The sequence below is a fragment of the Coriobacteriaceae bacterium genome, assembly GCA_025757745.1.
Taxonomy (GTDB): Bacteria; Actinomycetota; Coriobacteriia; order Coriobacteriales; family Coriobacteriaceae; genus Collinsella.
In genome coordinates this window covers 2,089,461-2,110,061 of the sequence record CP107217.1, presented here as the reverse complement: position 1 = coordinate 2,110,061, position 20,601 = coordinate 2,089,461, and the positions used below count along the sequence as shown (strand labels likewise).

Sequence of the window (20,601 nt, the reverse complement as noted above, 5' to 3'; positions counted from 1 at the left end):
AGGACATGGTGAAGTACAAAACACCTGCCGCACTGGAGATGGCTGTTAGGGATGCCGCAAGAGAATCGCCGATGGATACTAATCGGGCGATCGTCGGTTTCTACTTTCATCGCTTCCTATGTCGCGTTTTTTCAGAAGATGACGGCCGCTTTGTACTCAAGGGTGGCCAAAGCGTCCTGGCGCGAACACTCGATGCGCGTGTCACAAGAGATATTGACTTGGTTGCTCAAGAGGAGAGCCTCGAAGAGGCTGTTGCCGATCTGGCGCGGGCGGCTTCGATTGATCTGGAGGATTTCGTTTCGTTTGTCTTTGATCGTGCAGAGCAGATCAAAAAAGAAGATGAGTATCGGTGTGGTGCGAAGGTGTGGTTCACCCCCTTTATGGGAACCAAGAAGCTGCAGCCAATTTCAATTGACTTGGTAATTGATGAAGTGCGGGGACTTGAGCCTGAGGTTCTTGCGCCGATCGATCGTTTGAATATTGAGGGGCTCCCAGTCTGCGACTATCGAGTATGCCGAGTGGAGAGTGCCCTTGCAGATAAATTGCTCGCAATGGTAGAGATGCATGAGGGCCGTGCCTCTTCGCGAATCAAGGATATAGTCGACATCTTGGTGTACGCGAAAACTTGCTTCGTCGATGGGACTACGCTTGTCGAGAGGGTCGAGAAAGAAGCATCTGCCCGCAAGGTGGCAATGCCGGAAGAGTTCGTGGCGCCTCTCTGGTGGAAACAAAATGGTTCTGCGCAGTACATAAAGATGGCGAGGCAGGCGGGGGTACTTGATCTCGCGGGGAACATTGCTGGGGCAGAAGGGGTCGTCAATCGGTTGTATACACCGTGCTTTAATCATTCGGCGAATGTGCGCAAATGGAATCCTCAGACCACGGGATGGGAATAGGCTAGATAGTTAAGCCGGCGGCAGGATTAGTTCCTGCCGCCGGCTTAAGACGTTTCTACTGCCTATGTATGCGCTACTCACAGGCCTGGTCGACCACCTGAGTAACGGCCTTCTTTGCGGCTTCGAGGTTGCGCTGGGCTTGGGCGACAGCGGCCTCGGCTTGTTTCTTGGCCCTTACGACCTCGGCAAAGCGATTGATGGATTCGCTATACTCGCGCGTACGCGGGTCGAGTGCTGGTGGGACTTCGATCTCGAACAGATCGGTAGGGCGGATGGCGTGGCTGTACTGATTGTCGGACAATACCTGCAAAACTATGGACCCATGGCCGTCGGTGAGGTACGCCGCGACCATCTCTGCATACACCATGCGCTCCTCGTCGGTCATCGTTGGAATCGCCGGGCGAATGGCGGTGGTGTTGTGCGAGGCAACTAGATGCTGCTTTGCATCATCGATGCCGACCACAAGTAGGTTCGACGCGCCGTAACGACCGAGTATGCGCGGCATGACGATATCGCCGCAACGAAGCTCGTAACGAGCCAACACGTCTGGACTTACCTTTACAGGTTCGGAATCCAGCTCCGACGCGCCTTCCGCAACATCCTTGGGCAGCAAATAGCCGTTGCGGAAATCCTGAGATGAAATGCGGCGCACCTCGACAGCGTCGATGTCATCCGAGGTGGTGCTGTCTCGGGGCATAAACGGCACCACGCGCATAAAGCTGTCGCCGAGCGTTGCGCTGTAGTTTTGAGCTACGGAGATCAGGCCAACCCTGCCTTTGGAGAGCGCGGCGTGGTGTTGGAGTAGCTTGCGCGTTTCGAGCTCGACGGTTTCAATGGAAACCGTTTTGCGTGAGTCGCACTCGATGCCGCTCCAGTCAGGGGAGAAAGCCAAGGGAAGATTGGGGTAGCGAGCCCCGTCGGCAAACCGAAGGCGTGGCATGGGCGTGGCGGCATTGCGGAATGAAACGCTGCGATTTCCCGTCGACAATACAATAAGTGCGTACATGCCGTGCATCGGAGATTCGGCGAGCGGGTGATATAGGACGCTTTCGACGAGCCCCTCGCGCAACAGAATCGCGCGTGCCTGCTCGGCGTTGTCCAAAGACTCGAACGGCAGCAGTACGGCGGCTCGAGTACGACCGGAGAGGGCTAGTGCATACAGGCACCAGAGATAGGCCTCCCAATCGCAGAAGCCCAGGTAGCCAGGCTCCAGATCATTAATGAGCGCCTCACATGCGCTGTTGATTTCGCGAAAACGTTTGCGAACGCAAGCTGTGGCATCGATAAACACCGGCGCCGCGTTGTCATTGCCCGTGTTCTGCTTGCCGGGCTCAAGTTCGCAAATATTAGGTACGCCGTTGCCGTTCAGCCTGAAGCATTCACGAAGCGCCTCGCAGCCGATGGCGCCAGGTAGGCGAACGGTGAGTAGGCGGCTGCCTTGTTCTAGGTTAAGCGCGCGCGAGAGGGCGGCGGCGGTGAGACGTGGCAATGATGTTGTTTCACGCATGTATAGAGCCCTTTCTTCTTGGTGGGCTATATAATAGCAGAAAAATTTAAAAATTTCTAATGACGAGAACAGCCTACTGTGCTATCCTCGAAGCAATCCAAAACCAACTCAATACCAACTGCTTGATGCAATCGCTACACAGCCTTTAGGCAAACCGCGCTATCAAGCAGGGTGATTTCACTAACGAAGCTGCAGGTTAGGTCGATTGTCATCATCCATACCTCAGAGCATTCTAAAACTTAGAACAGACTTACACCAAACACCCGAAACCGGATAGAAAGAAACATTCATGAAGAAACGGGACAACATCTACGAGGCATTCCTCAGTGCGATCGACGAGGATCTCCGCGACATGTGCGAAATGAACGGAAAGGTAGAACGGTCTCTTCCGTGTCCGTACTGCGGCGAGAAGAACGTCGAGCGCCTGGCCAAATCGCTCGTTGGCGTGCTGGAAGAGCGCTCGCCCGATATTCCCGGGCTGGTGCCCGAGCAGTATCGAGCCGATGTACACGAGGCCCGCGAACTTTTGACTGCCGCGACACTCGCTTTGCTGCCACTGTATTTTCCCCCGCGCGATAGCCGCATAGGCAGTGTAGCGACTGTGGTGAGTATGTTTAGGCACGGGCGTACTGCGGACTTTAAATCGGCTGGTGTTCTCTTGTTCGAGGAAGTTGCGACAGGGATGAAGTACAGCACCAAGCAGGGTGCCTATATCCCGTCCTCCTTCGTGCGCCATACCGATGGCAGAAAGCCATGCGACCGGCTGCACCGCGATGGATCGCGTGGCTTTACGGCGGATGAAGATGATGCCGTCATGTTTTATAAGCGCTACCTCAAGGTGCAGCGACGCGTGTTCGATACGAGTCCGCGTTTCAACTTTGAGTTATGCGTCAAACGCCCGTTTGAGGCACTTTTGGACGAACGACACACTTTTTATTACATGGAGGAAAAGATGGAAATCGATTTGACCAACAAAGTACACGGACTCGAAAATCGCTATCTCCTCAATATCAAGCATCATAAAGATTACGACCTGCTTGACAAGCTGATGATCCATGCACTGCTTGCGTACCTGGGCGACACAACGGTCTCAACTGCTGCTCGCGAGAGTTATCTGGCGCAGGCCGAGCGCCTGATCGGTCACGCGACCAAGTCGCCGCACTCGGCACAGCTCAATGAGGACGACGGCGACGATCGCATTGCTTAACAACCACTAACGCCACGGACAAGAAAGGGGTCACGCCATGCCAGTCATCAAGATGTACGGCTACGAGGCCGCGCAGCAAACGGAGTATCAGACCAAGAAGTGGGCGACTAAGGAGGAGATGCGGGCACTGTCGTCCGGCGATGAGCAGCGCGACGTGATCCTGGCGCAGGGTGCCACGGTGGCGTTCTACGAGGACGACAAGCATTGGGAGACGAGTGTGTCCAACAATGTTTTTGCCTTTGGAGGTACCGGCAGCGGCAAAACGGCGAGTTTCATTTTGCCCAACCTGCTCAATCACCACGAATGCTGTTATGTGGTCACAGACACCAAGGGTGAGCTGCTGCGCCGTACGGGGAAAGGCTTTGAAGAGGACGGCTACGAGGTAACGGTTCTCGATACTGTTAATCCCGAGCAGTCGGCCGGATACGACCCTCTGCGTTACGTGATGGATGTCGAGGATATCCCCACCACAGTGGCGGCAATCATGGAGGGGGTCGATCCTGACGGCCGTAGCCTTAGGTATGATCCGTTCTGGAATAACGCGAGCGATCTGCTGCTTCGAGCGATTGTTGGAATCCTGTTCCTCCTGGAGACCCTTGCCGGCACCCTTACGCCGGGTGAGGACCCCAATGCCCCGCGCCGCTACCTTAAGATGAACAACGTCTTTAAACTGGCTGCGCTCATCAAGGTTACGGGAGATGGTGAGGGGCGATTCCCGTTGGACTACCTTGTAGAAGAGGTGGAGTCCAGGGAGTTTCTCGATAAGTTTGGTGCGGAGAACGCTGATCTGTATGGCGTTGAGCAGTATCGCGATTTTCGAGGTGCGGCAGATAGGACGCTTAAGAGTATTCTGATCACGCTCAATGCAACTATCTCGCGGCTTAAGACGCCTCAGCTCATGCGCGTTTTTGAGAATGACGAGATGCGTCTTGATCGTATTGACGAGGGCAAGCGCATGATCGATCTTAAGGTGAGCGACAACGATTCGGCTAATGCATGGCTTGCGAACGTTGCCCTTAAGCAGCTGTTTAACCTTGCCCAGCGCCGTGCCGATGCCAGCCCCAGCGGCCATTTGCAGCGTCGCGTGCAGTTTGTGCTCGATGAGTTTCCCAATGTGGGCCGCATCCCCGATTTTGAGCGCAGCATTGCGACTGTGCGCAGTCGCGGCATTAGCTTTTTGATGTGTGCGCAATCGCTGAGCCAGCTCGATGTCGTGTACGGCAAATCCACGGCGCTTACCATCCTCGATAACTGCGATAGTTTGGTCTATATGGGCGGCGGCAGCAACATCGCGACGCAGAACTACATAAGCGAACTGTGTGGCGAGTCGGTTTTGGGCACCAAGTACGTGGGCGCCGAGCGCACTGCCGTAGATGTGCGCGGTTGCGTGATGACCCCAGGCGAGGTTGGGCTTATGCCCCGCACCGATTGCCTGGTCAAGGTGACCGGCATGCGTCCCTTCCGCGCCAAGAAGTACTTTTGCGCCGATCATCCCAATGCTGCCAAGTGGCTGAGGGATTAGCCCTTGCAGCTTTGTGTACCCCATCTTGCATGTTTTGTCGCACGGCTTCCGTTAGTCGTAAGCCGTGCGGTCCAGTTTTTGCCTCCTTACCGATTCCGTTTAGAAGGGAATTGCCATGCCCGTTATGTATCGTGAGCCCAGCATCATAAAGAAGTCCAAGGACGGCCGTGTTGCCGCTGTCGATATGGCAAGCGAACTGCTCAACAGCCGTGTGCTGCTGCTGGAGGGCGAGGTCAACGATGCGACCTGCAACGGCCTTATTAAGTCCATGCTGGTGCTGGAGCATCAAAGTGCGACCGAGCCCATCACCCTCATCATCAACAGCCCGGGCGGCAGCGTCACGGCGGGGCTGGCGCTCATCGACACCATGCAGTCGCTCGATTGCCCCGTGATCACGGTGGGCGAGGGCGTCGTGGCCTCGATGGCCGCGGTGATCTTGGCCTGCGGCGACCACCGTCAGGTGTACCGCCACACGCAGGTGCTCATCCACCAACTGATGGGCGGCATGGGCATGGCGCAGCAGACCGATATCGAGATCGTGGCCCAGCATACAGCGGCCATGCGCGCCGAGCTGGACGAGCTGCTGGCCGAGCATGGCAACCTGAGCGCCCAGGAGTTCCACGAGCTCACCGAGCGCGACTGCTGGTGCAACGCCAGGCGCGCTCTGGAGCTGGGCCTGGTGGACGAGGTGATTGCGCCCAGCAAGAAGGCGCTCTAGCGGGGCGCATGCCTTACAAGTACGTTGTGCAGGGCGAACAAGTGCGTAAATTCACAGCCAGAAAGAGGTTGAACATGAACAGGATTTGGGACGTCGATGGCATTGAGTGGGAAGACCTGCCCACCGTGAGCGACCTGCTGTGCGCTGCGGACACAAAGATCCTGGCGCGTGAGGTTGCCCTTCGATACGGCGGCAAGCCGGACGGCCGCGGCCGTGGCGATAGCGAACGCAGCCTAAAGCGCGCCCGCCGCAAGGTCAAAAAGCTGCGGAAGATGGATCCCGAGCCCAGCGACAAGATCATCCTGTTGCCCAAGCATGTCATCAATCGTCGCGATGCGGGCCACGGTTTTGGCTATTACGACGTGGGGCCGTGCATCTTTATGCGCGACGGCGTGCAAAGGCTGGGGGAGGACGCACTCGCCAATGTGCTTCCGTGGGAATTGATCCTGATGGATGATGAGTCCGCGAGCGAAATGCTGGGCTTTCGCGTATGGCTCGAAGGCGAGTGGGATCTATGCGAACGTTATCGCTTTTTGGCCGTGGTGTGTGTTCGCATGCTGAACAACATCCGGGCGCAAAAGGAGCTGCGCAAGTTCCTCGAGCAGGGCGATGCGGCCTGCGATATGGACGAGGACGATGTAGTTGAGGACATTCGCCGCGACGTGCTGTATCCCGAGGAAGTAATTAACGCCAAACTCGGCGGCTATTGGGACGCGAGTTTGGGACTCAACCTGCCCTGGAAGGACGAGCATCGGCAGACTTGCACGCGGATTGACAGGGCTATCGATGACCTGTTTGCCGAGGAAACGAAGCGCTGCGCTGCGGAGCTTGGGAAGAAGCTCGAGCGCGGGTATGAGGAGCGCGGGGAGTTACTGAACGGGATGTCCTTGTGAACGGTTGCCGACGGTCCGATAAAAATCTGTCCGGACGAAATGATAGAACGATAGCGTAAATAGCATCTGCACTTTAAGGAGTTAACAATGGGAATCGCCTATAAGGAACTGTTTCGTGTAAACCGTCCTATCTGTGGGCCTGGACCAGGAGGTTTCTTCATTAAAAGATTCAAGGAAGGCGGCTACAGTGAGGCTGAATTGCTCGATTTAATTTCGGGAGTGGACTTTTCTCTTGGTGAAGTGGATGAGGACATTAGCCTGAAAAAGAAATGCGAAATAGTCGAACAGGCGGTGAGTGGGGTGCATTATACGAGTTGGGCCCCCAGCGTGATCAGCATGATCATCTCACTTACGGTCGGAGGGTGTCTGTCTGCATGGGCGGGCAACAATTCAATCGCTGCCGGGGTTTTCGTGACGCCATGCCTGATTGCCTTGGGAATATATGCATGGTTTCGTTTATGCTTTGAGCGAAATCAAACGGTACTGTTGGGTGCGCTGAACCACATAAAGACACTTCAGCCGTAGTTGCATGAAATCGCCGATCGCCTGCCGTGGGCCCTCGGGACCGCCCTCGCGGCGCCCTTCCCGCTCTTTCCGGACATGGCGTCCTCCGATCTCCCGGGGCCGGCCGACCCGGCCCTCAGGGTATCGGATTCCCAAATTCATCCGTACATGTACGGATGAATTTGGGAGGTGTTCGGATGAAGTTGATATTCAAGGGGTGCGGCAGTTGGCAGGAATCTCAAGCGCCCAACCGCCAATCTCCACATTTCTTTGCTAAACTAGCTTTGCGCGGGAAACCGTGCATAGTTCGGGAGCATGTCCCCCAACTGGATCTAGGTTCGGATGCCGTTGCCCGGACTATTGGTGAAGGTTGGGGGACTTCCTACTTTCCATAGCGCAAGAAGTCGTAGATGCGGACGCACTTCCGATAATGCGAATCTTTCAACAGAGCCCTCTTCTTGGCAGGGTCGTTTCCCACGTCAGCCAGTGCCCGCTTCAGCAACGCTTCCAAGTCGTCGACGTCCATCTCTTCCTCTGAAAGGCACGGGATGAACGCGAACGGGCTCTTTGGCGCGCATGCATTCGCAAGGCCCTTTATGCTCAGCGACCCTTCGAATCTGCGACGAGTCGCAGGCATCGATTTGCGGAACGTTTCGCTTCGATAGCTATCAATCGAGGTGAGCGTTGGGAGATAAGTCGCTATGTCCTTACCGACCTCTCCACCGAGTCCGCGCGTGTACTTGAAGACAGGCATGTTGTTGGGCCGTTGGCGCACGTACATGTTGAGGTAGTTCTCGACGATGAACTTTGGGTCATAGCGAAGGTTATCGAGCACGATGTCCTCGAAGATATCTTCAGGTGAAATCGGCTTTCCGATGCTACTTGGTGACACCGACAGGCCGATGACGATCTTCTGGTCCGGGTCAAGGTCGTTGAGGACATTGTCTATCCCTGAGACGATGATGTCGGAACTCGGGTCGATGTGCTCCGCAAGCCTGAACACGCTGCCCCTCAACTCGCGGATAAATCGCGTGCTATACATTTTCCGGAAGCTGCGCATCGCATCGTAGATCGACTCGAAGTCATCCGTGGTGATCTTCGTCATCGAAAGCGTACGGTCACCGAAACTCATAGCAATCTCGCCAACAGAGGTGTCGGTTGCGTGCTGAACGAAGATGAGCCGCTTGCCCAGCCGTTTGAGCTTGTCATCTGGTAGGCATTCGCAGATGTCACCCAGTATCGACCTGATGTTCTCGTCTTGAATCGAATAACCGAGGAAGATGACGGGATACTCGACGAAGAGGGTGAGCAGCTTCGCCGAGAGATACTTCCTCTTCTGCGCGAACTCCGCATAGTCAGCGCTGGTCAGGACGATGCTTCCCGCCCTCGAGACTGAGCCATGGATCTTGTATATCTCCTGAGAGAAAGCCTGGTCAGAGAACAGGAGGTCGCTTTCTCCGACGTAGGTCGTGAAACCAGGGAATAGGGTCTCACACATACAGTCATAATTCGTGGTGATGATGCCGGCAACTTTTTCCCTGCCCGCCTTCGCCAGCTTCTCAGTTTCGGCGCTCTCGACGAGACGAGCTCTCGCGATCTTATCTGCGACGTAGATCTTCATGGGCGAAGCGTCCCCGGTAAGCTCGTCACTGTGATCTTCGCGGAAGGCAGCGAATTCATCCGATGCAAAGAGCTCGTGGTTTACTTCGCTTTCCATGAGCGTGGCAACGTACGGCAGTTCGGACTCGACCTCGCCGTTCTGGACAGCAATCTTCGCCTGGCTCTTGAAGCGCGCGAAGGCATATGGGTCGTCAAGCACCTCGGCGCAGATATCCGAAAGCAGCCCCTCCCATCCCGGCGTGCCGCAGTAACGACGGGAGAGGCCAGAGCCGATGAAGAGAAACGGATAACGCCCGGCATCATCAACAGCTTTGTGGATTATCGATTTGATTCTCTCGTCCATAATCTTTCCTCCTGTACCAATCGACATGCTCGTGAAATGTTATCCCACCAACTTCGGCGAGTGCGGGCTGAAAGCATCGTTGCCGTTCTGCCCGTCGACCAATCCGCACGCGAGACTCAGCGGCACAACTGCAGCGTTCTCGACCTCCACGCTAAGCACGTAGTGGAAGTCCGCCCCCTGGCTCCCACGATTCCGCTCGTAACCAATGGCGGCCAGCCGGTCGGCTAGTTCGTCTCTCGAAACCAGCTCGTTAGCCTTCACCTTGCAAAGCATGGGTTCAAGTTCGTAAGTGTTTGTCTCGCTGATTGCGTTCCTGTAGAAGCGGAAATGGGTCGTACGAAAGAGATCTTTATGATGGGAGTACACGTGCCCGTCCTTAATGGCGTAGAAGTAGAAAAGGAACTCACCGCCCTCGTTTAGCCTGCCGCTACTTTCAAGGAAGCGGTAAATTTGTGGCGCTACAACGGAGAGCCGATTACGCTTCCGAAGCGATTTGCCCCACGAGCTGAGTTTATTGAATACCACAACGATATGATATTTAAAGGGTAATTGGACTATCTCCCGACCAAACGAGGATTCGGATTGGCTTGCTGAAATGTGGCAGTGCCCTGTTCTAAGCAACGTATTTGCGATAGAGTCGCGCGGGAACGGTGCTCGGGGCCGTTGCACCAGTAGCAAATTACTTATATCGAGCGATGTGATGCTGCGATTTCGGAAATGCTTGCCTGGTTGTGGCGCCGACTTCGAAAAGCTGGTTTTTATTTCCATTACAGCTGAAACAGGCCGTCAAAATTCATGGAAGATCTTTTCGATAGTAATGGATGAACTGAGGAGGTTTGTCTGGAGGGTGGATCGAGGTTCAAGATTGTTGCGCTCTGAAACGTTTCAGCTGAGGTCGGAGAGCGATCGCATGAGTCGATTTATATTTCGGCAGCGTTGCATCCATAGAAGAGAGAGGGATGCGTATTCGTTTGGCAGCGAGGGCGTGAGTGGGCGGGAACTTCGTGGCGTACAGCAATAAGGCTATACCTAAAAGCCTTTGTGTTGAACGGGTTTTCGCGGGAGCGGAGGGTGCGTGCCGCGAGGGACGGTCCGCGGCACGACCGACCCGGCGCGGCATCCGGAGCGGACGCGGATGCGGCGCGGACGGCCTCTGACGGGCGAGCATGCGACAGTGGTTGCCCTGCTGGGCGGCAATAAGCTCGAATCGAGCACGAGCGATTCTTGTCCGGGCGAAGCGTTACAACTGGATTTGTTCTGTTGCCGACTGATCTTGAAGCATGTTGGAAGAAACGAAATTATAATTATTTATTTGTCTGTATCTATCGAAATGGAGACCGAGCGCGTGGAAAACGAGAGGAACATAACGGCAGTTGACCTTTTCGCCGGCTGCGGCGGAATGTCCCTCGGCTTCGAAAAGGCTGGCGTCAATGTTGTGGCTGCCTACGACAATTGGGACGCTGCCATTGATGTCTATCGCGCTAACTTCCAGCATCCTGTTTTCAAAAGGGATCTCTCCGACGTTTCCGTATCCGAGGAAGTTGCCGGCTTCGCTCCGGATATCATCATCGGCGGGCCTCCTTGTCAGGATTTCTCGCAGGCCGGCAAGAGATCCGAGGATGGTGGGCGCGCAATCCTCTCTGTTAGATATGCCGAGATCATCGCGAGGTGCAAGCCTCGCTTCATCGTTATGGAGAACGTCCCACGCGTTCGAACGAGCAAATCCATGGAAGCGATTCGGGCCACCCTCAAAGCGCAGGGTTATGGCTTGAGTGGGCGAGTGATGGATGCAAGCCTGTGCGGGGTCCCCCAAGCTCGCAAGAGATACTTCTTGATCGGATGCCTTGGGGCGCCCGACGGGTTCCTCGACCCATATCTTGAGAAGGGCCTTTCTGACCATCAGATGACAATTCGTGAGTATCTCGGTAACGAGCTTGGAATTGATTACTACTTCAGAATTCCGCGAAGCTACACGAGGCGGGCCATCTTCAGCATCGACGAGCCCTCGGTCACTATTCGTGGTGTGGACAGGCCGATACCGCCGAACTACAAGCTTCACCCCAACGACGCGGCGGACCTCAGTCAAGCCCGGTGCTTGACTCCAAAGGAACGCAGTAGGATCCAGACTTTCCCGGAGTCTTTCAAGTTCTTTGGGAGTAAGACGGATATCAACCAGATGGTGGGCAACGCCGTACCGGTAAACCTTGCCACCTACGTTGCACGAGCGCTACTAGAGTACAGGAGGGATGTGAGCGATGGACTGCGTTGATCTTTTCTCGGGATGCGGCGGTATGTCGCTCGGATTCCAGAATGCGGGCTTCAACATAAAGGCGGCGTTTGATAACTGGCAGGCGGCTGTCGACATCTATTCGGCAAACTTCGACCACCCGGCATTCAAATACGATCTTTACGATGCGGAAGCGGTCCCGAAAATTGAAGAGTATTCGCCGTCGATGATAATCGGTGGCCCCCCTTGCCAGGACTTCTCCATTGCGGGCGCCAGACAGCGCGGCAAAAGGGCCAATCTCACCATCCGATATGCTGAGATAGTTCGGGACGTCAGACCCGAGTGGTTCGTCATGGAGAATGTTTACAATATCGAGCGGATGGACGTCCTGCCCGAGGCGCTGGAAATATTCCGCAATGCTGGATACGGTCTCACGAGGCGCGTCCTCAACGCCAGTCTATGTGGTGTGCCTCAGATTCGCAGGCGCTTTATCCTTGTCGGTCATCTTGGTGATAAAGATGACTTTCTCGGCGAACTCTTGGATTCAAGGCTGAGCGACAAGCAGATGACCGTCAGGGATTACCTTGGCGATTCGCTCGGCACGCAATACTTCTACATGCATCCACGCAACTTCCAGCGTAGGGGCGTCTTCACGATTGACGAGCCAGCGGTAACGGTACGAGGCACCAACCGTCCGATACCGCCAGCATATAAGAGGCATCATGCCGACAAGGCTGATATTTCTGAAGGTGTGAGAGCCTTAACATACAAGGAGCGCAGCTATCTGCAAACCTTCCCCGAAGAGTTTGAGTTTGTCGGGTCCAAGACAGACATTGAGCAGGCGATTGGCAATGCCGTGCCAGTTAAGCTTGCTGAGTACGTTGCTAGATGCATAGCTGACTATGCAGCAGATTAATTGTGGTGGTTGCCATGTCCTTTGTCGATGAATGGAATTTGAGCTATCCCATTCCGAATTCTATATATAGCGAGAATACGCTATCCGTTCGCGGGAGAACAGTTGGACAAGGTGGTGCTGGACAGTACGAACTCAAAGGTTCAGGCTCTCTTGCAAACGGGGATACGCTGACTGCAGTTGACATTATCGGACACGCAATCATCTTGGAAGTAGTCGTACCCTCTACTGGGCAAGTTGTCTCCCTTGGCACGCGTTATCCCGTTGCAAAAAAAGGCGGAAAAGTACGTGTGCAAATACAAGGAGACGGGGCAAAGCGTCCAAATGTCGGCAACTTGTTTGCCGCACTGCTGTTGTTGCCAGTGACGGGCAAAGTAAACGATTCATCGCCGTTGCAAGAGGACGGTTTTGCGGAAAGGACATTCTGGATGGATGCAGCCGAAGTAAAGCCTGTGGGCGTCTCCGAAGATGCATATATCTTGGAGCTAACGAAACTCTTCTTCGCCACTGGAAGCAGATACAAAGACGGGCAGTTTTCGGGTGCGATAGATTACGACTACAAGTCGAGAATTGACGATCTTATTGCCCTTTGCAATCGCGGATGCAAGATGAGGGCTGGTAGCCTGACCACGGCATTCAAGTATTTCGCTGACGTTTACGCAGGGAAACTTGAGTTTGATTACAGCGTGGCTGAGTTCATGCGAAACCTCATAGCGAGCCAATTGATTGCCGAAGAGGGCATCGACTACGAACAAGGCGATGACGTGCTGCCCGCAATGCATCAACTAATCGACCTTGCTGCAAAGAATTCATCGAAAGCATCAAGCAGAGAGAAGAGGACTTTTCAGCTAAACAACCTTCCAGCTGAATTTAAAACCGACTTCTCCAGGCGCTACATCACGTCACTACTGGCAAAGCCCTTTGTCATCCTTGCTGGCAACAGCGGAACAGGCAAGACGCGGATTTCCAAGCGTTTTGCAAAGTACCTTGAGGTCTTGGATGAAGACGGGGAGCCAAACTGGTTGCTCGTCCCGGTCGGTGCCGACTGGACCGACAACACCAAGGTGCTGGGCTTCTTCAACCCGATTGCAGACGGCGGCAAAGGCGCGTACGAAGAGACCGGCATACTGAGACTCATCGAACGGGCCAACGCTAACCCCGAGGTTCCGTATTTCCTCATCCTCGACGAGATGAACCTGAGCCATGTCGAGCGGTATTTCTCAGACTTCCTCAGCCACATGGAGACCATCGGCGAGGATAACCTCATCGTGCTTGATGGGTACGGCGATGGCGGTGCTGACAGGCTGCCCTATCCGCAGAACCTGTTCGTTGTCGGCACCGTGAACATCGATGAGACCACTTACATGTTTAGCCCCAAGGTGCTCGACAGGGCAAACGTCATAGAGTTCAAGCCGTCGAAGGCCGAAGTCCTCGCAGGGTTCAAAGCCATCGAGGATGCGCCGGACGTTGCCGTCGCAGCTTCCGGCGTCCCCCAGGCTTTTCTGCGTCTCGCCAAGGACATATGGGAGGGAGCCAATTACATCAGCGAAGATGATGCTAACGCCATCTTCGAGAAGTTCGGCAAGCTGTATGAAGAGCTGGAGAAATGCGGCTATGAGTTTGCCTTCCGCACCGTGCGCGAAGTGCGAATGTACGTTAATGCCGCGCACGAGCTTGACGGCGAGAACTACGAACTCGAGCGTTCTGTCGATGAGCAGATTGTCCAGAAGGTGCTGCCGAAGCTCCATGGTAACAAGCGTGAGATCGGCAATCTGCTTAAAAGCCTGAAAGACATATGCGATGGCGAGCTGAGCTCCGTTAAGATAAGCCAGATGGCAGCGAAACTCGATAACGTGCAGTATGCGAGCTTCATCTAGCCTATGGACGGCAGCATCGGCGCAATCCGCTTTGCAGCGGATGGAAGAACAATAGCCAGGCTCTACCAGAGCGGTGCGCATGACCGAGTCGATTGGGACGAGGAACAGCAGACCGGGCTAACCGGGCTGACGTGTTTCGGTCTCAAGCCGGAAGCATCCCAGAATGGCGCTGGTTCAACACCAGCCTTCGCCGTCAAGGACGGTCTTGACGGGAGTCCCACGCTTCGAATCAACGAAACCACATGTTATGTGCTCGAATACGAGCGGACCCCTGATGGTGGCCTGCATCCTCGCGCCTCGTTCCAAAACGAAGGCAAGAATATCAGGTGCGACAGAAACGGCAATAGTGTCACCTTCCAGTTCGTGAACTATCTCGGGCGTTCGAGGATTCGATTCGGCGAGGAAGCTGATGCGCCGATGCTACAGTTCGAAGTCGTCCCGCTCAAGATTGGCTATGAAGACGATTACATCGAGCTCACCGAGGAGCTTGCCGCAAGGTGCGCTGCGCTGCTCCTTGACTACTCGGGCTCCACGTCGAACGTTTACAAGCAAGCCGACGAGAATCGCGAGACGCTGCTTGAGCAGTTCGTCTTCCTGCGGCAGTTCTGCTACGAACCGAACCTCCAAGCCCTCTTCGAGGCGATAAAGAGGAACCCTGATAGGGCGCTGGATCACGAGGACGAGCTGCGGTCGGTTGGGGCTGGCATGCCGTCCCGGAGGTTTTATACGAACCCCTTCTCGAACAGCCGGATGTGGACGCGCTTGAACTGCGGCGGCGATGCGGGAGGCGTCTACCTCCCCCAGATGGTCAGCGTCACGCGCAAGTACGACCTGCTCGACACGCCCGCCAATCGGTTTGTGAAATTTGCCCTGCATGAGATTGACCGGATCTGCACCTCTCTGATGACTGTCCTGGATGCCGAGAAGGGCGATACTCGGCAGACGGAGTGTTATCGCGAAGCCGCCGCGCTGCACGCCATGCTGGATACGATACTCAGCGACGCCTTCTTCGACGATGTCGGCACCCTGCAGATGATGCCTCAGAACAACCAGGTGTTGCAGAAGCGCGAGGGATACTCGCAGATCTTCTTCGCATATTCCATGCTCGATATGGCGCTGCAGCTCGACTGGAAGGGCAAGGATGACATCTACGAGGGCGAATCGAAGAATGTGGCCCTCCTCTACGAGTACTGGATCTTCTTTGAGCTGTACGACATCGTAAGGGGGATCGAGGGGTGCGAGCCGATAAGCACCGATGACCACCCATTTATCGGGACGAATCCCGACGGTGGGCTGTCAATATCCCTCAAGCAGGGCGTACGCTCCTGCCAGTCATTCCAGATTGTGCAGTGCGGCGCGAAGGTAAACCTCTACTACAACCGCACCTTCTCGCCCCGTGACTTTCATGCCACTCGTTACGAGGGTTCGTACTCGAGACCGTTCAGACCCGACTACACGCTCGCGATATTCCCGGATGCTTATACAAACGAGCGAGCCGCAGTGCAAGATGGAGCTGTTGCATTCGTCCACTTCGACGCCAAGTACCGCATCACCGACTTGACGGGGCTTGTCGGCAAGGATGTGGGCACCGAGGAGGCAGAGCGCGAGGAACTTAACGAGGAGAAGGCGGCCTCCACCACGAACACCTACAAGCGCGGTGACCTGCTGAAGATGCACACGTACAACGACGCGATACGGCGCACGGTTGGCAGCTACGTGCTTTATCCGGGGTCGGGCGAAACGGGCGAGAAGGGCCAATTCCGGCTCTTCGAGGAGATTTTGCCGGGTGTCGGCGCTTTCGCCATGAAGCCGAGCATCAGCAGGACGGCAGAGAATGCGTTGCGCGATTTCATAGAGAAGGTCATCGGCGAGAACACGGCAAGCAATACGCGGCTGAACCGGCTGAGCTACTTCACCGAAATGGTTGTGGCTGAGCCTCCAAGCGCGGGCAAGACGGATAGCGACTCCTACGGGCATGGTGGCGAATCGTTCGTGATTGGCTACATTCGAGGGGACTCTCCCGATGACTACTATCACTTTCTCGAAAGCAGCGGCAGGCTCCGCAAGGGCGGGCGCTTTCTCTTCTACTTCTATGCCATTAAGGACGGGCATGTCTACTCGCACCATAAGGATCTCTTCCGCACGTCGTGGTTCCGCTTCTATCGGAACGCCATAAGCCAGACGAACACCTACGAGATTGAGCCTGTGGCGTGTCGCATAACCTCGAATGAGCTGGTTTCGAGGGACGAGCTGGCCGACCGCCTGGCCGACCTTGGCTACGTGCGGGATCGTGGGAATCAGGGTGCCGACTTCTACTATGTCCTGTCCGTGCGGGTGGAAGATGACGCGGCAGAACCCTTAAGCCTGGGGCGCAGGGCGGTGGATGAACAGAACGGCAACGATGCGTTCAGCCCCCACTCGCCAAAGATTGTTGGGTGATCATCTGGTCATTTTCAGAGTAGCGGTAACACCTACGGGCGCGCGAGGGGCAACGCATGAGGCCAATCGTCTACAACGGGGTTGACCTGTCGGGCGTGTGCTCTGCCGAGGTCATCGAGAAAGTTGCCCTGCCCGTGGAGGCGGAGACCCTGGCGGTGCCGAGGCGTGCCGGCGCACTGCTGGTGGCGGGGCGGCTGTCCCCCAGGCTAGTGCGGGCGCGGCTGTTCATGGACACCCGCCCGCGCCTTCAGGACGATGTTCGGCACAGGGACGACGCAGCGGCGCTGCCACGTCGCGCAGGTAGCGGAGGAGGGTTGCTCCCAATGGCCCGCGGCGTCCGCGCCCCGGTGCCACCCCGTGACCGGCGGCTTCGCTCGAAGCCGCTACATCAGGCTCGTTCCCGCTTTTCCGGGTCATATCCCTTCGTATACACGGTAAAGCTAAGGCTATCTATCGTGCCGGTGCTGTAGACGCATGCGTCGGGCGCGCTCCGTGTGCCTTGGGCGGTCGGGTCGGTCGAGACACAATCGTCCCTATCTATTCCAAGCAATGGAATGGGCTTTGCCACCTGGTCGGCGCTATTAATTTGCGCAATGATCTCCAACAACTCGTATAACTTGATAAGCCATGAGCTGTATGGGTGCTCGCCGGGTCCCTTGTGCTTCAGCGTGCACTTTGATTGCGGGCTTTCGGCGAGCTGGCTCAAGCGTTCAAAAAGCGCCGGGTACTCGGCTTCGGGAAACTCGACTTGTACATACTGTATGCCATTGAGGATGAATCCGTACCACAGTACGGGGTATGGAAAACCGTTCCTATCTGGTCGCCTGATTTTTGTCCTGCAATTGGGCTGGTTGACGATAGACAGCCATGCCGCATAGAGCTCGTCGGAAATTAGGTCGCTCGCTTGGTATGTTGGGCCAAGACCATCGAGAACAAAATTGCCAAGGCTGTCAAAATAGTGGGCACAATCCGTTAAACCCTTTTCGTATGCCGTGTCGGCTTTTCTCCGTATATTGAGTGCGACGTCGCGGGGTGATTTGCGACCAAGATGTTTTTTGGCGTTGTGCCGCGGGTTGCAATAGAGCTTGGTCGCCGCGTTATATCGATCGCAGTACTTGCTGTTAGGGCCGGTCGGAAAAAAGAGCGAACCACAGGTTTGGCATGTTATCGGCATAATGCCGCACAGCAGCAGCTCGTGGAGGATGCGGGCATAAAGGCTTGCAAAGGAACATTCCTCTTCGGTGAAGTAAAGCTCTCCTGCCTTTGCAATAACAGCTTGAAGCCTTACGAGCCTATTGAGGTTTTCCTGGTCGTTAAGCTCTGCATACGTATGGAAGTCTCCATTTGCGTAGATTTGGTTCTCGCGCATAGCCTCGAGATAGTTCTTGCGAAACGCCTGCATAAAGGGGGCGCTATTCATGCGTTTTATATCGCTCAAATGTTCTTCGAGCTTTTGAGCCGTTTCGTTTCCGGGCAAGTGCTTTTTGGCTGCGTATGCAAAAGCGTCGCCAAAGCGGATGATTGCCGGCAGCTGATTATCGAATAATCGAAATTGTCGCGGGTCGCTTGTTTTGATGGCGGCTGGGAAAAACTCTTCGTTTTGCGCGAGCAGGCTAGGTGCCTCGGTGTTTTTAAGCAGCGGGGCAAGCTCCAGACATTCCTGATAAAAAACAATGAGAAGCGCTCGAAAGAGATCGGTATTGGTGCAAACGCAAGCTGTTTCTATCTGCGAGTTGACCTTTGGATAGTTGTCTCTTGGATTGTCGCGTTTATACGGCACCGGTTCTGTTAGCCCGGTCTTGCCGTTGGTAGTTGTAATGTCCATGTCGTTCGACACGAGCTTGAGATAGGAGCTGAAGAGGGACGCCATTTCTTGCTTATTGAGTTGGGCCGATGTCGTGATCACCGCGCGGTACAGGCGGTTGATTTCGTTGCACTCAATAGCGTTGTTGTTCATCCAGCAGCTGTAATAGCGATAGTCGGGAATCGCTGTGATGTTCATGACACACTGCCTGCAGACATTTTCAAGGAGATACCTGGCCATGCCAGATATCTCTCCGTGTGCATGGCGCGTAATGGCTTTATCGAATATCGGAGCAAAGAAATCGAGGTCGCGTTCCTTTTGTTTTTGAAGGTTGACTTCGATTTCGGCTTCGTTCAATTCTGCTTGCGCGGACTCTTGGTCGGAATCGTCTGGATCGAGCCAGTCGTCATGGTCTGGTTCGGCTGCGTAGTCCATCGAAGCGTGTTGCGCATCGTGGGGAGCAGGGGGCTGACGAATGGCGTTCTGCAAATCGATGTAAAAGCGCAATTTTGCTCGCTCACGAAAGTGGCCCCCAATCTCGTTGAAAAGCGAGCTTAAGTCGACGCGTAATAGGTCGTTGGCTACGGAGACGAGATTCCATGCGCTTGCATTGCCGGTTGCGTTTCCGTCATCGGCGCAATCAATCTCTGGCGTTCTGTTAAGAAGAAGCATGCGGGGATTGACGGGAGAGCGAAGAAAGCCAGCCTCGAAACCCCAGCTAAACGGCTCTTGTTCGGAATCAAGCATTAATGCTCCAAACAGCCAAAATTTAAAACCCGATAAAAGTCATATTACGCGGCTGTTTGCGGCTGTTCAATGGAATCAAGCGAAAAGGCTTAAAACCAGGGAGGCCGTTATGTCCGATTGCATCAAGCTCAACAAAGGAAACATCGATGTATGCGAGCGCGAGGTTATCGTTCTTCGCGAGATCATCGCTGCCGCCATGGGTCGTTTGCACCAGATGCGCAAGCAGTGCGAGCGCGGCTATGTGTCTTCGGAGGATTTCGAGAATGCGTTGGATGCGTACGGAGTAATCAGTGAGCGAGTCGATGAGCTTGACCAGCTTGGTTTCGAGTTCAGATGGTCGTCAGTCCCCGATGCCGGAATCGATGAGAACGACGGGCTCGAATGGATCGAGGACGACAACCCTCCGCGTGAGCGCGGTTTTGATATTGCTTGTTAATGTGACCGAACGGTTGATTGGAGACAAAATGTATCCGTACTACGAATGTGACAACTATCCCATGAGCATTACAGATGATGACGGCCCGTTTCTGATCATGGAGGCGAGGCTGTCTGGCGACGACGAGCTCAATGATGATTTTAGGAAAGGCGCCAGTTATAGATGCTCGTGTGCGACTGTTTCTGCGGCGATTGATCTTTGCAGGTCGATGACGGACGGCGATGCCGATCCTTGGTATGAAAGTTGGGAGAAGGCGGTTGAGCGTTATCCGCTCGAGAAATGCGAGGATGCGACAACGCTGTATTGGATCGAGCCGACCGATCCGCACAAGGCGCTGTGCGCCCTCCAACCCCATTGCGATCTTGAGCCATACGTGGCTGAGGCAATTGGCGCAGTTGACACGTATCTACTGGAGTGCGCGGACTATCCCTTTACGGTCGATCATTTAGATCTAAAGGACGTTGACGTCCTGCTCAGCGCTGCTTGGGGATTGGCTCGAGTCCTCGAAGAAACTTGGGGCACTTGCGACCCTGATGATGTTTTGGAAAAGATCGAGGATGCTACGTACAGTGCGTATATAACGGTTAAGGACCTGATCGCGGGCGAAGAGGCGGCCAAAGCCAGCGCAAAGTCCGATGACAATCTTTAGCCACCGCACTGAACGGCGCGACCGATCGGAAGGCTGCCGGGAAAAGCTTTAGCAAGCGCCCCGACCAGGTTCAGGAGTCTGCCGCCGATGCATCCCTGATGCGTGTCGCCCTTGCAGTGATCGATGCCAAAGAGCGCGAGGCGTTGGAGTGCGATCTTAAGAAACTGCTCGCTTCGTGCGAGTAGTCGCTGACTGCTCCTCTTTCCTTTCTTTCTTCTCTCAAGCGGCATGGACGCCGCCGCCTTGACCGCCCAGCGCGAGTTTTGTCCGCACGGGATGGTATCAAACACGTGTAACAA

The 20,601-nt window shown here is 55.1% G+C and carries 17 protein-coding genes; 12 read left to right on the top strand and 5 right to left on the bottom strand.

Annotation, left to right across the window (positions count from 1 at the left end):
• Positions 1 to 5 precede the first annotated feature (5 nt).
• Entirely contained in the window at positions 6 to 896 is an 891-nt protein-coding gene (locus tag OGM60_09215) for a nucleotidyl transferase AbiEii/AbiGii toxin family protein (GenBank protein ID UYI99055.1), read from the top strand.
• Positions 897 to 969: 73 nt separating this feature from the next.
• Here OGM60_09215 and OGM60_09210 read toward each other — a convergent pair whose 3' ends face one another.
• Positions 970 to 2,403 (bottom strand): hypothetical protein, encoded by a 1,434-nt coding sequence (locus tag OGM60_09210; GenBank protein UYI99054.1) that lies wholly within the window; start codon positions 2,401 to 2,403, stop codon positions 970 to 972.
• 289 nt (positions 2,404 to 2,692) lie between these two features.
• Between OGM60_09210 and OGM60_09205 the strand changes: the two genes are divergently transcribed.
• The 5 genes from OGM60_09205 to OGM60_09185 all read left to right on the top strand — a co-directional run bounded on the left by OGM60_09205 (position 2,693) and on the right by OGM60_09185 (position 7,268).
• Positions 2,693 to 3,610 carry a hypothetical protein gene (locus OGM60_09205; GenBank protein ID UYI99053.1) on the top strand — a complete coding sequence of 306 codons (918 nt, stop codon included), beginning with the start codon at positions 2,693 to 2,695 and terminating at the stop codon, positions 3,608 to 3,610.
• A 37-nt stretch (positions 3,611 to 3,647) separates the two neighbouring features.
• Positions 3,648 to 5,132, top strand: coding sequence for a type IV secretory system conjugative DNA transfer family protein (locus tag OGM60_09200; GenBank protein UYI99052.1), 1,485 nt, complete (start codon positions 3,648 to 3,650; stop codon positions 5,130 to 5,132).
• Between the two features lie 115 nt (positions 5,133 to 5,247).
• A complete protein-coding gene (locus OGM60_09195) occupies positions 5,248 to 5,850 on the top strand; it encodes an ATP-dependent Clp protease proteolytic subunit (protein ID UYI99051.1) in 603 nt (200 codons plus the stop codon).
• Positions 5,851 to 5,924: 74 nt separating this feature from the next.
• Complete coding sequence (locus OGM60_09190) at positions 5,925 to 6,743, top strand: hypothetical protein (protein UYI99050.1); 819 nt, start codon at positions 5,925 to 5,927, stop codon at positions 6,741 to 6,743.
• An 87-nt stretch (positions 6,744 to 6,830) separates the two neighbouring features.
• Positions 6,831 to 7,268 (top strand): hypothetical protein, encoded by a 438-nt coding sequence (locus tag OGM60_09185; protein ID UYI99049.1) that lies wholly within the window; start codon positions 6,831 to 6,833, stop codon positions 7,266 to 7,268.
• A gap of 361 nt (positions 7,269 to 7,629) precedes the next feature.
• Here the strand turns inward: OGM60_09185 and OGM60_09180 are convergent, their stop codons facing one another.
• Both OGM60_09180 and OGM60_09175 read right to left on the bottom strand, forming a co-directional pair.
• The gene (locus OGM60_09180; GenBank protein ID UYI99048.1) at positions 7,630 to 9,210 is read right to left on the bottom strand and encodes an SIR2 family protein; all 1,581 of its coding nucleotides are present in this window, start codon (positions 9,208 to 9,210) and stop codon (positions 7,630 to 7,632) included.
• Between the two features lie 39 nt (positions 9,211 to 9,249).
• Positions 9,250 to 9,576 carry a hypothetical protein gene (locus tag OGM60_09175; protein ID UYI99047.1) on the bottom strand — a complete coding sequence of 109 codons (327 nt, stop codon included), beginning with the start codon at positions 9,574 to 9,576 and terminating at the stop codon, positions 9,250 to 9,252.
• 979 nt (positions 9,577 to 10,555) lie between these two features.
• On the opposite strand from OGM60_09175, the gene OGM60_09170 reads away from it, so the two are divergent.
• Genes OGM60_09170 through OGM60_09155 form a run of 4 tightly spaced genes read left to right on the top strand, consistent with a single transcriptional unit; the run spans position 10,556 to position 16,666 of the window.
• Entirely contained in the window at positions 10,556 to 11,479 is a 924-nt protein-coding gene (locus OGM60_09170) for a DNA cytosine methyltransferase (GenBank protein ID UYI99046.1), read from the top strand.
• A complete protein-coding gene (locus OGM60_09165; protein ID UYI99045.1) occupies positions 11,466 to 12,353 on the top strand; it encodes a DNA cytosine methyltransferase in 888 nt (295 codons plus the stop codon). Before OGM60_09170 ends, OGM60_09165 begins: the two co-directional genes overlap by 14 nt.
• Before the next feature lie 14 nt (positions 12,354 to 12,367).
• Positions 12,368 to 14,227 carry a hypothetical protein gene (locus OGM60_09160; protein UYI99044.1) on the top strand — a complete coding sequence of 620 codons (1,860 nt, stop codon included), beginning with the start codon at positions 12,368 to 12,370 and terminating at the stop codon, positions 14,225 to 14,227.
• A 3-nt stretch (positions 14,228 to 14,230) separates the two neighbouring features.
• Positions 14,231 to 16,666, top strand: a complete 2,436-nt coding sequence (locus tag OGM60_09155; GenBank protein UYI99043.1) for a DUF2357 domain-containing protein — start codon at positions 14,231 to 14,233, stop codon at positions 16,664 to 16,666.
• A 388-nt stretch (positions 16,667 to 17,054) separates the two neighbouring features.
• Here the strand turns inward: OGM60_09155 and OGM60_09150 are convergent, their stop codons facing one another.
• On the bottom strand, positions 17,055 to 19,217 hold the full coding sequence (locus OGM60_09150; protein ID UYI99042.1) for a hypothetical protein: 2,163 nt from the start codon (positions 19,215 to 19,217) through the stop codon (positions 17,055 to 17,057).
• A 109-nt stretch (positions 19,218 to 19,326) separates the two neighbouring features.
• Here OGM60_09150 and OGM60_09145 point away from each other — a divergent pair, with 109 nt between their 5' ends.
• Positions 19,327 to 19,653 carry a hypothetical protein gene (locus OGM60_09145; protein UYI99041.1) on the top strand — a complete coding sequence of 109 codons (327 nt, stop codon included), beginning with the start codon at positions 19,327 to 19,329 and terminating at the stop codon, positions 19,651 to 19,653.
• Positions 19,625 to 20,302: a hypothetical protein gene (locus OGM60_09140; GenBank protein ID UYI99040.1), complete on the top strand. Its 678-nt coding sequence runs from the start codon at positions 19,625 to 19,627 to the stop codon at positions 20,300 to 20,302. The genes OGM60_09145 and OGM60_09140 overlap by 29 nt, the downstream gene beginning before the upstream one ends.
• Here the strand turns inward: OGM60_09140 and OGM60_09135 are convergent.
• Positions 20,299 to 20,592: a hypothetical protein gene (locus OGM60_09135; GenBank protein ID UYI99039.1), complete on the bottom strand. Its 294-nt coding sequence runs from the start codon at positions 20,590 to 20,592 to the stop codon at positions 20,299 to 20,301. The genes OGM60_09140 and OGM60_09135 overlap by 4 nt on opposite strands.
• Positions 20,593 to 20,601 lie beyond the last annotated feature (9 nt).

What these genes read in the sequence shown, in the direction of transcription:
- OGM60_09215 (UYI99055.1), top strand. Translation starts at nt 6, where the DNA reads ATGGTGAAGTACAAAACACCTGCCGCACTGGAGATGGCTGTTAGGGAT.
- OGM60_09210 (UYI99054.1), bottom strand. Translation starts at nt 2,403, where the DNA reads ATGCGTGAAACAACATCATTGCCACGTCTCACCGCCGCCGCCCTCTCG.
- OGM60_09205 (UYI99053.1), top strand. Translation starts at nt 2,693, where the DNA reads ATGAAGAAACGGGACAACATCTACGAGGCATTCCTCAGTGCGATCGAC.
- OGM60_09200 (UYI99052.1), top strand. Translation starts at nt 3,648, where the DNA reads ATGCCAGTCATCAAGATGTACGGCTACGAGGCCGCGCAGCAAACGGAG.
- OGM60_09195 (UYI99051.1), top strand. Translation starts at nt 5,248, where the DNA reads ATGCCCGTTATGTATCGTGAGCCCAGCATCATAAAGAAGTCCAAGGAC.
- OGM60_09190 (UYI99050.1), top strand. Translation starts at nt 5,925, where the DNA reads ATGAACAGGATTTGGGACGTCGATGGCATTGAGTGGGAAGACCTGCCC.
- OGM60_09185 (UYI99049.1), top strand. Translation starts at nt 6,831, where the DNA reads ATGGGAATCGCCTATAAGGAACTGTTTCGTGTAAACCGTCCTATCTGT.
- OGM60_09180 (UYI99048.1), bottom strand. Translation starts at nt 9,210, where the DNA reads ATGGACGAGAGAATCAAATCGATAATCCACAAAGCTGTTGATGATGCC.
- OGM60_09165 (UYI99045.1), top strand. Translation starts at nt 11,466, where the DNA reads ATGGACTGCGTTGATCTTTTCTCGGGATGCGGCGGTATGTCGCTCGGA.
- OGM60_09160 (UYI99044.1), top strand. Translation starts at nt 12,368, where the DNA reads ATGTCCTTTGTCGATGAATGGAATTTGAGCTATCCCATTCCGAATTCT.
- OGM60_09155 (UYI99043.1), top strand. Translation starts at nt 14,231, where the DNA reads ATGGACGGCAGCATCGGCGCAATCCGCTTTGCAGCGGATGGAAGAACA.
- OGM60_09150 (UYI99042.1), bottom strand. Translation starts at nt 19,217, where the DNA reads ATGCTTGATTCCGAACAAGAGCCGTTTAGCTGGGGTTTCGAGGCTGGC.
- OGM60_09145 (UYI99041.1), top strand. Translation starts at nt 19,327, where the DNA reads ATGTCCGATTGCATCAAGCTCAACAAAGGAAACATCGATGTATGCGAG.